This window comes from Blautia sp. ZXY-1-B12 (assembly GCF_056339915.1).
Genome location: NZ_JBWJVP010000240.1, coordinates 18348 through 31654 on the forward strand (window position 1 = coordinate 18348; position 13307 = coordinate 31654).

Consider the following 13307-nt stretch of genomic DNA (forward strand, 5'->3'; position numbering starts at 1 on the left):
TTATGGCTATGAATGTAACTGTTCCGGCATCAGCCGTTTTTTTCCATTATGTTATCATAGAAAGTATCAATGTCCTGCTTGTATTGGTCGAATTTATCAAGCTGATTATTTGCCACATCATATTTAATGGAAATAATTTTTTCAAAAATGTTGTTCCCCTCTTTCAGTACGGAAACCGGCATTCCACGGTTGATGAGTGCACGGCATTTTTCATAAAGATAGAGGATCGTTTCCATCATTTTAAACTGTTTTTCCATTGGTACGCAGGTGTCTTCTGCGTGAAAAGCGTTCTGCTGGAGGAAGCCCAGACGGATGACTCTGGCAATTTCCAGCGTCAGTTTCTGGTCATCCGGAAGAACGTCGCTTCCGATCAGCTTGACGATCTCCATCAGGGAGCTCTCCTGATTCAGGATTGCCATGAGCTGATTCCTGTCTGCTACAAATTTCGGGGAAACATGTTCTCTGTACCATGGAGTCAGGTCTTCCAGATATTCACTGTAGCTGGTGAGCCAGTGGATTGCCGGGAAGTGACGGGCATAGGCAAGGGATTTGTCCAGTCCCCAGAAGCAGCGGACGAAACGTTTGGTGTTTTGTGTGACAGGCTCTGAGAAGTCACCACCCTGTGGAGAAACTGCTCCGATAATGGAGACAGAGCCTTCGGTTCCGTTTAAGTTCTGCATCATTCCTGCACGTTCATAGAATGCGGACAGCTTGGATGCCAGATATGCAGGGAAACCTTCCTCTGCAGGCATTTCCTCCAGACGGCCGGACAGTTCTCGAAGAGCTTCTGCCCAACGGGAAGTGGAGTCTGCCATGATAGCTACGTCGTAACCCATGTCCCGGTAATATTCCGCAAGAGTTACACCTGTATAAATAGAAGCTTCACGCGCCGCAACAGGCATGTTGGAAGTATTGGCGATCAATGTGGTTCTGTCCATCATCAGGTTTCCGGATTTCGGGTCGATCAGTTTACTGAAATCTTCCAGAACCTGAGTCATCTCGTTTCCACGTTCTCCGCATCCAATGTAGATGATAATGTCTGCATCAGACCATTTTGCAATCTGATGCTGAGTCATGGTCTTACCTGTACCGAAACCTCCCGGAACAGCGGCTGTACCGCCCTTGGCAATCGGGAAAAGAGTGTCCAGGATACGCTGGCCTGTGACAAGCGGGACGCTTGCGGGGAAACGTTTGTGGGTTGGTCTCGGGATACGGATCGGCCATTTCTGTGCAAGTGCCAGATCTTTGGTGGTTCCGTCTGCGAACTGAATGGTTACGATCGGTTCCAGAATGGTGTATGCTCCGTCAGATGCCGCGTGGATAACTGTGGCTTCTGTAAGATTCGGAGGAACCATGGATTTATGGAGAATGGAGTCTGTTTCCTGAGTTTCTGCGATAACAGAGCCGGGACCTACAACATCTCCTTCTTTTACTATGATGTGAGTGTTCCATTTTTTTTCTGTGTCAAGAGAATCAACGCTGACACCTCGTGAAATATATTTGCCTGAGGCTTTGGCGATCTCTTCCAGAGGACGCTGGATACCATCAAAAATATTGTGGATGATTCCAGGTCCCAAAAGTACAGAAATGGCATCTCCGGTTCCTGTAACTGTATCGCCTGGTTTCAGTCCTGTAGTCTCCTCGAAAACCTGTACGGTGGTCATGCCTTTCTTCAGGCCGATGATCTCACCTACCAGATGTTCCGGACCTACATAGACCATCTCGGAAATCTTAAATCCGCTGTCGCCCTTCAGATAAATGACGGGGCCGTTGACACCGTAGATAATACCTGTATTACTCATGTTCTGGTCCTCCGTCAAACTTGAATTCTTTGTATGCTGCCTCAAAATTTCCTGCAAAAGAGTGATCGATCAGGATGTTTTTCTGAGGAATCGTAGCGCGGATACCGCCAAGAAAAGAGTCCTTTGCAAGCTGGATAGCAGTACCTGTTGTATGCTGAAGTTTCTCTGCAAGAGATCTGTCCTCCGGAGAGAGATAGATGGTAATCTCATCATTTCCCGCGAAATCCAGAGCTTCTTTGATCTTAGCAGTTAAATAGTTCTCATACTCCGGAGTTTTGGTAAAGGATTCCAGAAGTCCTTTTACTTCGGAGAAAATTTTCTCTTTTAATTCGTTTTGTTTTCTGGTCCAGTCACGCTTGATCGTGAGCTGTTCTGCGGAGAGAGCCTTGTTTATTTCACGTCGGGCGCTGGCAGTTTCCGCTTTGATCTGTGTCTGGGCGTTTTCTTCACTGAGAGTTTTGTGTTCTTCTGCCATTTTCTCCAGAGCCGCTTTATGCTCATCGAGAATGGCGGCAGCTTTTTCGTGGGCTTCCTCTACAGTGATATCATAAAAATGGCTGAGTTTTTCATCAATTGTCATGTTAACACCTGCCTGTAATATTTAGATTGTAACTGTTCACTCCGTTCACAGTAACGTAGCCAAAATTCATTCCAGATTGCCTGCGGCAATGGGATTTTGGCTTGTATGTCTCGAGATAGTGGTGTGTGAACAGTAACATTAGATTTACTATTGGTAACTGTTTTACAGTTTTAAACCAATAGCTTCATTCACATATGAAGTGATAAAATCCGGTTTGCGGCCAGTACCGTGCCTGTCGGGAATTTCAATGATCAGAGGGGTCTTGTGATGAAGCTTTACATCATCTATAATTTCGGGAAACTCCCGGCCGAATTTCTCGGTCAGGAGTATGATTCCGATTTCTTTATTGGAGATAGCTTTCTGCAAAGCATCTTTTAATTCATCATGTGTGTGTACGACCACGCCCTCCACACCTGCCAGTCTCATCCCTGTGTAGGTATCGATATTGTCGCTGATCAAAAACATCTGCATCTTATAACTGTCCCAGGATCATGAAGGAGATGATCAGTCCATAAAGGGCAACACCTTCTGCAAGACCTACGAAAATAAGGGATTTACCAAGGATACTCTGATCCTCGCTGATAGCACCTAATGCTGCGCTTGCCGCACTGGCAACGGCAATACCACCACCGATACAGGAAAGTCCGGTTACAAGAGCTGCTGCGATATAACCCATACCTGTTGCAAGTGTGCCTTCAGAGCCTGCAGCGGCCTGTACGGAAGAAGCACCTGTGAACATAACTGCAATGGCGATAAGCATGGTTCCAAAGAAGAAGAATGCGTTTACACCGAGAGCTGTTTTGTAACGTCCGCGGTTTTTTTCACCGATGAGATAGTAGCCAAATGGAAGAATGATGCTGAGTACCAGTGCGATTGCTAAAATGATCTGTGCGATTGTTGTCATAATTAAATCTCCTCTTTTCTTAGATTGTTGATACACTAGGGTCAAAAGGTTAAAAGTCGTTCGTGATTGCACGATAAGACTTCTGAACCTGGGACCCGCCAAACATGAGGAAGTAGCGATTTGCGTAGTAAATCTGCGGATTCCGAATGTTTGAGAATTGTGGGAGCTGTTTTACAGCGGAGCAATTCGTGTATATTGCGATTAGATCAAAATATATTTTGATCTAATCATTTCTATTTTACAGAGCGGAACGGCTCAAATTTACGTCCTGTACCTTTGTAGAAGCGGCTGAACATTTCGTAATATTCCAGACGAAGCACCTGGATACCGACGATCAGGCCTTCCATACCACATACAAAAAGGTTTCCCAGAACTACTACTATCCAGTTCAGGTTTCCGCTTTCTGCGCCTGCAAGCATGAGAACGACTTCCATCATCGCTGCATGGCTGACTGCGAAAGCTCCGATACGGACGAAGGAAAGGGTATTGGAGAAGTAGCTTAACAGGACTTCAAACATTTCAAAAAGTCCCTGTACAACGAACATTCCCTTCTCTTTTGGCATAACTTCTGATTTCTTCTCAATGAGGGCTGTAAGTGGCTCTTTCAGGAAGATCAGGATCAATGGTACGCCGAACATGATAAACAGTACGATTCCGCCGGGAAGTGTTTTGCCATTCAGTATAAGTGCAATGGAGACAACTGCAGAGCCGTAGAATACCAGACCGGCCACTGAGTTTGTATCAAACCAGATGTGTTCTACATCTCCGGCCTTCCAGGCATTCAGGATGTTAAATACCATACATAAAAGGATCAGGCACATACCAAAACCAATGGCAACAATAAATACTGTATTCAGCTTTCCGATAAACGGAACTGACATCATATTGTTCATCGGGCGAAGCCACAGGGCAGGTATCACATCTTCGAATCCGAAGATACTTCCGAACATAAATCCGAAGATTGTGGAGAACACACCTGCACAACTGATAATGCCTGCCAGTGTGATATGTTTGAATTTATAAAGCAGGAAACCTCCGATAAAGAGCAGCAATCCCTGTCCCACATCACCGAACATTGCACCGAAAATAAAGGAATAAGTCAGTGCTACAAACCATGTGGGATCCATCTCGTTATAGGCCGGAAGACCATACATCTTAATGTACATTTCAAATGGTTTAAACAGTTTCGGGTTCTTCAGTTTCGTTGGTGGCTGCTGGTGTATACCTGGCTTCAGATGTTCGTCCTCTTCACCGTCAATAATACAGAAAATGCGGCTGTCGTCTTTGATATCATTCTGGAAAGAATGGGCATCTTTCTCTGTCATCCATCCACATAAGATATAGAAAACGTCTTTATCCCCATGTGTACATGCCGCAAGTCTGCGCACATCAAAGTTACCGGAAAGCTGTGTGATAGCATTGCGTGATGCAACGATATCTTTCTGATTTCTAAGAAGAAAATCTGTTTTTTTCTGATCGGCAGATGCCAGATCAGCAGCAGCTCTGTTGCGTGTTTCAGTCAGTTGTTCGAAAGCTTCTTTTGCTGTTCCCTTATAAGTATCCGGCATATAAATACGCTCGAAGTGCATGGAAGAATAGACGGCTTTTACTTTCTGGGCTTCGTGCTCCGGGACAAAATACAGACCCCAGACATACTGGTCATCTTCATCACATTTAATGAAAATTGTGTCCAGATTTTCGTAAATATACTTTTCAAATTTCTGGTAATATTCCTTCTCAATCCTTCCGAAACGGAAGTGGATGAACTGGAATTTCAGGATTGAGGAAATATTGTAATTAATATTTCTGAACGGGCGGATCACTCGCAGAGATTCATCCAGAGCTGCAAGCTGACTCTCCAGATCAGCACGTTTATTGCTTAGTTCCCGATAATCAGACTGAATCCGGCGGATTGTATTTAAAGCCTGTTCAGTATCCATAGGTTTGGCAGAAATCTTCTCCGGATCTGCCAGTTCATCATAGAAACTGTTGGCAGTAGAGAGTGCTTCCTTATATGGATTGATTTCCATAAACGGAGAAAGACTCTCTACTGCGGTCAGCTCGGAAAGGGCATTTTCCAGATGAATTTCGTACTTGGAAAGATAGGTGTTTACCACTCTGTCAATATCGGCCTTAGGACCGGTAATGCTCAGGAACTTCATTTTCTCAATCATAAATTCACCTCCTGGTTAATGTTCTTTAAACTGCGAAGCAGTTATTCAGTTATGCGTCATATAGAAATCAACTGTTGCAAATATAACGCATGGCTTCATCATGCTGCACACCGTAACGTACGCATTCAATGGCGATAGTCAGGCGGTTTACTTCGTGTTCCTTGTTATACAGATAAGAATAGATCACTGCTACAGAATATGGATTTCTGTGGGATTCCTTCTCAAGGATCGAGCGGTGGATGTGGTTGTAGAATTCTTCCAGATTGGCTGCGGTAAGCTGTTCATATTTGTTGCCGTACCATGTTTTCTGGAAAATTCTTCGACCTTCTTCGTATGAAGGTGCTTCCACCAAAGCTGTGATCTCTTCTTTCTTTAACTTATAATTTACAGGGATCAGCAGGGCATAAATACTTGCCGGATCCATGTTGTAATACCTTTTGGAACGCTGGATAAACTGCAGGTTCAGCATATCAAATTTCTCGCCGTAAGTGCAGGTAATCTCTTCCAGATCTTTACCTTTAAACAGCTTCTTACGGATGTTCCAGATCTGGGTAAAATAGTACAGATCCAGTGCCATACCATAGTCGAAGAGAAGTGCTGTTTCATGCTCCTGGATCTTCGAAAGCGGGATGTAAAATTCGTTTCCTTTGAGGCAGGAGATCAGTTCCTCCATGGTGGAACAGGTAGTGATCCGGTCTACATCAATATTGGAATGCAGACGGAAAAATTCACGGTACGGAGAAACATCTACAGGATCCGTGTCGCGGTGATCGAAGATATTTGTCATGACTTCCTTCAGTACACGGATTTCATATCGCTTGGAATACAGATCCAGAAATTTACGCTGTTCCGGGTTGGCAAAGTGATAAATTCTGGAGAAATTCTGGAATATGGATTTCTTCAGAAGCTTCTCAATCTGGCCACGGTGCAGGGTATTTTCATCCAGTGCATCCCACCTGGAAGAGTATTCCGGCATTCGCTTCAGATAGGCGGCTACCTGCGTGACATCGGAGAGTTGGAGGATTTCCTCGAACTGATCCATGGTAGTAAGCCTGCTCTGCATTGCGCGGATTTTCGTGGAAAGTCCGCTGTAGGAGAGTACGCCTCCCATTGTTTTTCACTTCCTTTCCTGATGTCATTTAGCGTTTGAGACAGATCTTTACATAGCCAGTATTTTCTCAAACAATTCTCTTGAAAGTTGTGAGTGCTGCTGTTCGTAATGAGCATCCAGTGAAGAAAAGGTAGCGTCTGTGTCTGCACGTAACTGTGCCAGGCGAGAATCTTTTTCTTCTTCCAGTTGCTGACGGATCCGTTGAATCTGCTCTGCTGTCCGGGTCTCCAGCTGCTCGTCATAATTTTTACATTTCTGTTCTGCCTCTTCAGAAAGCTGTTGCTTTTGCCGGTCGCAGTCTTCCATGATGCGTTGGGCTGTAAGCTCGATTTCAGATAATTTGTCAAGTATCTGCTCCATCTTCAACCTCCTTAGTTGTCAAAATTTTACAAAAAAACCAGATTTACTATGCGCAAAATAGTAATATCTGTTAGATATCATACACCCTTTTGTTAAAAAAAACCATCTAAATTTTTTCCAGAAAGAAAAAAATTGTTATTTTTTAGACAAGTTAAAGAAACCTCCTGCGAATATCTGTCCGGGATGTAATTGACGTTAGGAGTATGGTATGGTAGTTTATTGGTGGCAGGAAATTGCACGCACATCTTGCGTAAAGCATTTTTCAAACACGCTCTGGAGATATAAGAAAAGGAACAGGAGATTTTTATGAGATTAAGAAATATTCCGGGAGCTCAGGATGCAATTCTGGAGAGCCCTTATGTGGTGCAGGAACCACAGACAAAGAAAGGACACTGGGGGGAGGTTTTTGTGAAAAAGCAGCCTCTTCATATTGAAGTAGGGATGGGAAAAGGAAGATTTCTTATGGATTTGGCCCGGCTGCATCCGGATATCAATTATATAGGAATCGAGATGTATGACAGCGTTCTTCTTCGCGCATTGCAGAAGAGAGAGGAACTGGAGGAGAATGGAGAGGTTTATTCTAATTTATTTTTTATGAGAGTGGATGCCAGACTTCTGCCGGAAATCTTTGAGAAAGGTGAAGTGGATAAGATTTATCTGAACTTCTCTGACCCCTGGCCCAAAGCCCGCCATGCAAAACGTCGCCTGACATCCAGAGAATTCCTGGCACGTTATGACCAGATTCTGGTTCAGGATGGAAAAGTGGAATTTAAGACAGATAATAAGGAACTGTTTGAATTTTCCCTGGAAGAAGTGGAGGAAGCCGGATGGAATCTGGAAGCTTCTACCTTTGATCTGCATCATAATGAAGAGATGGTACAGGGAAATGTTATGACAGAATATGAAGAGAAATTTTCTTCTATGGGAAATCCAATCTGTAAGATGGTGATTTCCAGAGAGTGTCACAGATAAAAAAGCAGAGCAATCATCTGGTTTATAGCAATTCCGTAGTGAAGTGGATTGCGATTATTCATTTGATTATCTATTGTGGCTGGCAGTGCATATTATAGTATAAGAAAATTTCGGGGCGCTTCGCGCCCCGAAGGAGTCAGCTGGTGAAACGAAAAAGTTCTTTCCATAATAAAATGCTACAATTCCGCTATGAACACAAAAACTTTGATAATACCTTCAGCCGCCTGCGGAAATCCGCAGAAGAGGTCAATAAAACACTTAACAAAATGTCCCAAAACGACGAAAAAAAGGAAAAATAAATGAAATAGAAAAAAAATCTGATTTTTTTTGAAAAAACCTATTGACATTTAAACGACTATTATATATAATATCACTTGCGTTGAGGGTGATGCAAAACTTCAACACAGAGAAAAACAAAAGAATATGCGCTTTTAGCTCAGTTGGTAGAGCACCTGACTCTTAATCAGGGTGTCCAGGGTTCGAACCCCTGAAGGCGCACTAAGAACACTGTTTTTGCGGACAAAGCGATTGCCGCGGGGACGGTGTTTTTTATGTTTTATGGGAAAGTGAAAAATAAAGGTGTCTGGGAAATAGATAGAAATGAAATATTTACGCCCTTGCGGAGAAAGTTCCACAAGGGCGTAAAAGTATTTTATGCTGCTGATAGCGCTTGAAGAACACAGGGTCAAGCTGGTAAATATCTTCATGCAGGAGAGAAGACTGCTGTGCAAGATGCAGATAAACTCTCTTTATAACCAGTCATCACACTTTATACAAACCATCCTGATAACATTGAAATCCCTCCCTGTTGGAAAGAGTTGATGACATTGAATTTTTATAAGTCGGAAACATATAAGACATTGCAAGAAAAAGAAAAGGGTTTGTGAAAAGATTTTAACGCTTTTCGTATCAAAAGATGCACTATGGCTTCTGATTATGTTATACTCTATACTCAGTGTATTGTCGAAAGAAGAGGAATAAGTCAAATATCTGGGTTCCGGTCTGGTCAAAGGAGGTTACGGTATCGAATGAAAAAAATACTAAAAAGAACAGGAAAAATATTTTGCCTTTTCCTGCTGATCGTGGTGCTGGTAAATATACTTTCACCTCTTTTTTGCAGGAAACCGGACGAAACATATGTGGAAAGTCTGAGAAAGACAGAATTTACATCAGAGACAGCAGGCGTAGAAAGGATTTGCTGCATTGACGATAATGAAGAGGCACTTTTGTGGAGGCTTCGTATGATTGGCACTGCGAAGGAGAGCATTGTACTGTCTACCTTTGACTTACGCGCGGATGATAATGGCACTAAAATTCTTGCCGCATTGAATTGCGCTGCGGCAAGAGGTGTGAAGATTCAGTTATTGATCGATGGAATTTATCAGCAACTGTTTCTGGCTGGAAGCAGCGATTTCCAGGCTCTGGCATCATATGAGAATGTGGAAGTGGGAGTTTACAATCCGGTGACACCGGTCAATCTGTTTAAGGTGAATTATCGCATGCATGATAAATATCTGATCGTGGATGAGAAAATGTATCTGCTGGGCGGACGCAACAGCAATGATATCTTTCTGGGGGATCAGACAAAAGGCATTAATGAAGACAGAGATATCCTGGTGTATGATACATCAGAAGGACAGGGAGAGTCTCTGAACCAGCTTGAGGATTATTTCCATAAAATATGGAAGGAAAGCTGTGTGAGCATTAAAAACGGCAAACAATCTTCTAGATATACGGATGCATACCGGCACATGGAAGAAATTTACATATCTCTGCTGAAAAGGTACAATGATATAGAAACCTACAGTGCATGGGAAAAGGATACGATAGAAGCAAACAAGATCACTCTGATCAATAATGGAATTGAGGCGGGACGAAAAACACCGCAGGTTCTCCAGACAATTCAGTATCTTACTGAAAATGCAGATCATGTAATAATACAGACTCCTTATGTGATCTGTAATGGTTACATGTATGATGTATTGCAGGGGATTTCAGATCATGCAAAGCTTCAGATCGTGCTAAATGCAGTGGAAAAAGGCTCTAATCCATGGGGCTGTACAGATTATCTTAATCAGAAAAAGAAAATTCTGGAAACAGGGGCAGATGTGTATGAACTGATGAATGATTATCCGGTTCATACAAAAGCTGTGCTGATAAATGACCGTCTGTCAGTAGTAGGTTCCTATAATCTGGATATGCGAAGTACTTATCTGGATACGGAACTGATGCTGGTAATTGACAGCGAAAAACTGAATCAGCAGATTCACGAAACAGAATCAGATTATATGGAAAAAAGCAAAGAGGTACTTGCAAACGGTCAGGAAACCGAAGGCGCAAAGTACCAGGGGAAAGTGTTGAATCGGAAAAAGAAGTTATACTACGGTGTGCTCAGGATTATCATTCGTCCTCTTCGGCAGCTGCTTTAGAGTGTGTTTGGAAAATCATTCCCAAAATCTCCTGCAAATTGTGACGCACATCTTGCGTAAAGCATTTTTCAGACACGTTCTAGAAAATAGTATCACAAGTATATGTCATATAAATGTTCAGTAGCTGAAAAAAAGCGTTGTCAATCAGACTACAGAAGATTAAAATAGACATAAAAGCAGTTGTTACAACTGTTGTTGATGTAAAGGAGGAAAAGCTTTTATGGACTTAAAGAAATTTGTACTGGAAGGTAATCCTGTATGCAGAAAGGAAGCTGTAATCGTGGGCGATCATTTCAGGATTACAATGCTGACAACTGCCCTGATCCGTTTTGAGTACAGCGAAGACGGAGGATTTGAGGACAGAGCAACACAGATGGTATGCAATCGTGATTTCCCGGTGCCGGAATTCAGGGTGAGCGATGGCGGTGAGGAATTACATATTTACACCAAAGACCTGGAAATCCACTATGACAGGCAGAAATTTTCTCCAAGCGGTCTGATGATACGTGTTGCGGGTGGAAAAGCCAGCGAGCGTGTGTGGCATTATGGTGATGAACCGAAAGATCTGCTGGGAACAGCCAGAACCCTGGATGAAGCAGACGGTGAGATTCCGCTGAGTCATGGCATTATGTCCAGAAACGGTTTTTCAGTGTTGGATGATTCCCACACAATGGCTATGGGCGAAGATGGAATGGTAGAGCCACGTCAGGGAAACAGAGCAGACTTTTATTTCTTTGGATATGGTCACAGATATGTGGAATGTCTGCAGGATTTTTACAGATTATGTGGAAAAACACCTCTGCTTCCAAGATATACGTTCGGAAACTGGTGGAGCAGATATCACAAATACACAGAGACAGAGTACAAAGAACTGGTAGAGCGTTTTGAGAAAGAAGAAGTGCCATTTTCTGTTGCAGTTGTAGATATGGACTGGCATCTGGTAGAGGATGTACCTCCTGTATATGGAAGCGGATGGACAGGATATACCTGGAATAAGAAGTTTTTCCCAAATCCGCCTGAATTTATGGACTGGCTGCACAAACATGGATATAAGATCACATTGAACGTACATCCGGCAGATGGAGTGCGTGCTTATGAAGAAGCCTATCCGAGAGTTGCAGAGAAGATGGGAATTGATCCTGCAAGTAAGGAACCGGTACTTTTTGATATGACAGATCCGAAATTCATTGAGACATATTTTGAGGAACTGCATCATCCGATGGAAGAAGAGGGAGTAGACTTCTGGTGGCTTGACTGGCAGCAGGGAACTGTAACCAAGGTTCCGGGACTGGATCCGCTCTGGATGCTGAACCACTATCACTATCTGGACAGCAAGTGGAAAGGAAAACGTGCGCTGACTTTCTCAAGATATGCAGGTCCAGGAAGCCACAGATACCCGGTCGGTTTTTCCGGTGATACGTTCATTACCTGGGAGAGTCTGAAATTCCAGCCATATTTCACAGCAAATGCCAGCAACATCGGTTTTGGATGGTGGAGTCATGATATCGGTGGACATATGTTTGGATACAGAGACGACGAGCTCACTGCAAGGTGGGTACAGCTTGGAGTCTTTTCACCAATGAATCGTCTGCACAGCACAGATAACCCGTTTAATGGAAAAGAACCGTGGAAATACAACCAGATTGTAGAAACAGTAATGAAGAATTTCCTGAAACTGCGTCATAAGCTGGTTCCGTATCTTTACACCATGAACCGTCGTGCAAGCAGAGCGGGACTGCCGCTGGTACAGCCGATGTATTATCTGGAGCCGGAGCGCGAGGAAACCTATGAAGTACCGAACAACTATTATTTCGGTACAGAGATGATGGTATCTCCAATCACAGATAAGCTGGATCCGGTAACAGGACTTGCAGGCGCAAAGACATGGATCCCGCAGGGAATCTGGTATGATTTCTTTAACGGAAGAGCATATAAGGGCGGCAGAAAAGTGGATCTCTGGAGAGATATTTATGAGATGCCGGTACTTGTGCGTGAAGGCAGCATCATTCCACTGAAGGACATGGAAGGATATGATAATTCCATTGAGAATCCTGAGAAACTGGAAGTACTTGTATATCCTGGAGAATCAGGAGAATTTGTACTCTGGGAAGACGATGGGGACACACCGGAAGACCTGGATGAGAACTGGGTATCCACCAGAATGACGAAGACTGCAGATGAGAATGGAACAGTATTTATTGTAGAAGCTGCGCAGGGAAATACAGCAGTGATTCCGCAGAAACGTTCCTGGAAGATCCGCTTCTGCAACATTCAGGACAAACCGCAGGAGGTTACTGTAAACGGACAGGTATATAAGGATGCAGAGTTCGCAGAGGATAAGAAGCTTCATGGAACAATAGTGATTCTGAAGGATGTGCCGGCAGATGCACAGGTGAAGGTTACTTTTGCGGCAGATGCAGCTGTTTATCAGAGAGACTATGCAGAAGAGGTCTATGAGATTCTGGAAAAAGCACAGATTACCTATGCACAGAAGACAGAGGTTTATAAAGTAGTGAAAGAGCTGGGCACAGAAGCAGTGCCTGTTCTGGTATCCATGAATTTGAATCCGTCATTGCTTGGGGTACTGATGGAGATTCTTACAATGGGAATTTAATCGAATCAAGTAAGTGTGCCAACAAGTTGATTTCTCGAACAATCTTGCGTCTAAATTCCTTATTTCCGCGTTGTCGTCGGTCGCCGTAGCCACCGCTACGCCTCCTTCCTCCGCCTTGAAATAAGAAAATTTATCCTGCAAGATTGTTTCAAGAATCAACTTGTCGGCACACTAGTTCTCTGCGGTAACACAAAAATCCCGCTCACAGTTGTGTCTTACTGTGAGCGGGATTTCACATTTTAAAAGAAGGAGTGCCGGATCTTGCGATCCGGCAAGTATGAAAAAGAAAAAGTTTTATTATAAATAAAGCGTTTGCTTTATTTGCTTATTAATATACAGGGAAAATGTGTGCAAAATGTGA

At 43.4% G+C, this 13307-nt stretch carries 10 protein-coding genes and 1 tRNA gene; 4 read left to right on the forward strand and 7 right to left on the reverse strand.

Annotation, left to right across the window (positions count from 1 at the left end):
* Positions 1-29: 29 nt before the first annotated feature.
* From AC075L_RS16930 to AC075L_RS16960, 7 genes are all read right to left on the reverse strand, one after another.
* Positions 30-1802, reverse strand: a complete 1773-nt coding sequence (locus AC075L_RS16930) for a V-type ATP synthase subunit A (RefSeq protein WP_008705342.1) — start codon at positions 1800-1802, stop codon at positions 30-32.
* Entirely contained in the window at positions 1795-2382 is a 588-nt protein-coding gene (locus AC075L_RS16935) for a V-type ATP synthase subunit E (RefSeq protein WP_025578303.1), read from the reverse strand. The genes AC075L_RS16930 and AC075L_RS16935 overlap by 8 nt, the downstream gene beginning before the upstream one ends.
* Positions 2383-2544: 162 nt before the next feature.
* A complete protein-coding gene (locus AC075L_RS16940; protein WP_008705340.1) occupies positions 2545-2853 on the reverse strand; it encodes a V-type ATP synthase subunit F in 309 nt (102 codons plus the stop codon).
* 1 nt (position 2854) lies between these two features.
* On the reverse strand, positions 2855-3286 hold the full coding sequence (locus AC075L_RS16945; protein ID WP_008705339.1) for an ATP synthase subunit C: 432 nt from the start codon (positions 3284-3286) through the stop codon (positions 2855-2857).
* 233 nt (positions 3287-3519) lie between these two features.
* Entirely contained in the window at positions 3520-5460 is a 1941-nt protein-coding gene (locus tag AC075L_RS16950; RefSeq protein ID WP_177968093.1) for a V-type ATPase 116kDa subunit family protein, read from the reverse strand.
* 67 nt (positions 5461-5527) lie between these two features.
* Positions 5528-6571: a V0D/AC39 family V-type ATPase subunit gene (locus AC075L_RS16955; protein WP_008705337.1), complete on the reverse strand. Its 1044-nt coding sequence runs from the start codon at positions 6569-6571 to the stop codon at positions 5528-5530.
* 48 nt (positions 6572-6619) lie between these two features.
* Entirely contained in the window at positions 6620-6931 is a 312-nt protein-coding gene (locus tag AC075L_RS16960) for a hypothetical protein (RefSeq protein WP_118408521.1), read from the reverse strand.
* A gap of 306 nt (positions 6932-7237) precedes the next feature.
* Here AC075L_RS16960 and trmB point away from each other — a divergent pair, with 306 nt between their 5' ends.
* The 4 genes from trmB to AC075L_RS16980 all read left to right on the forward strand — a co-directional run bounded on the left by trmB (position 7238) and on the right by AC075L_RS16980 (position 12946).
* Complete coding sequence (gene trmB, locus AC075L_RS16965) at positions 7238-7903, forward strand: tRNA (guanosine(46)-N7)-methyltransferase TrmB (protein WP_026650192.1); 666 nt, start codon at positions 7238-7240, stop codon at positions 7901-7903.
* A gap of 425 nt (positions 7904-8328) precedes the next feature.
* Positions 8329-8401 (forward strand) — tRNA-Lys (locus AC075L_RS16970).
* Positions 8402-8931: 530 nt separating this feature from the next.
* Positions 8932-10332 (forward strand): phospholipase D-like domain-containing protein, encoded by a 1401-nt coding sequence (locus AC075L_RS16975; RefSeq protein ID WP_022379960.1) that lies wholly within the window; start codon positions 8932-8934, stop codon positions 10330-10332.
* A gap of 220 nt (positions 10333-10552) precedes the next feature.
* On the forward strand, positions 10553-12946 hold the full coding sequence (locus AC075L_RS16980; RefSeq protein WP_055060344.1) for a glycoside hydrolase family 31 protein: 2394 nt from the start codon (positions 10553-10555) through the stop codon (positions 12944-12946).
* The last annotated feature ends 361 nt before the right edge of the window (positions 12947-13307 follow it).